Genomic DNA, 545 nt, shown 5'->3' with positions numbered 1-545 from the left:
CCGGAAGCCCCCGCCCAGCACCCGGCGCAGCGCGGCGGGGGTGCCGTGCGCCGGCACCCGGGAGGCCAACAGTGCGGCGGCCCGGGGATCGGGCAACCGCCGCGGCCCGGAGAGCAGCAGGTCGGCGACGGCGTCGCTGCGGCGCAGCAGTGGTTCCATCAGCCGGCGCCAGCGCCGACCGTCCACCGGTCCCAGGGTCTCGCAGGTGGCCTCCAGGTCACGGAGGGCGAGCGCGGCGCGGCCGTCGGCCAACGGGTGGGCGTAGGAGACCTCGGGGGCCTCCATCACGACCCCCCGCGCCGCGGGGTCGAACTCCCGGAAGAAGCGGGAGACGGGAGCCATCGGATGGACGGCGGCGCAGACGTCGTGGTGGACGTCGGGGTCGAAGAGGGCGGCCCCGCGCAGGCCGCCGCCGAGGGTGTCGGCGGCCTCGTGGACCACGACCCGCAGGCCGGCACGGGCCAGGGTCACGGCGGCGGCGAGACCGTTGGGGCCGCTGCCGACGATCGCGGCGTCGGGGCGGGAGGACGCCGGTCCCGGGGGTG

1 protein-coding gene is annotated in these 545 nt (G+C 78.5%); it reads right to left on the bottom strand.

What is annotated here, in order from left to right:
- Positions 1-507 (bottom strand): phytoene desaturase family protein (locus FNQ90_RS26215; RefSeq protein ID WP_182608565.1); only part of this gene is annotated, 507 nt, incomplete at its 3' end.
- Positions 508-545 lie beyond the last annotated feature (38 nt).

Source organism: Streptomyces alkaliphilus (genome assembly GCF_014141535.1).
Classification (GTDB): Bacteria; Actinomycetota; Actinomycetes; order Streptomycetales; family Streptomycetaceae; genus Streptomyces; species Streptomyces alkaliphilus.
Note: the sequence above shows the minus strand (reverse complement) of the source record. Positions and strands in the feature narration are given on the sequence as shown.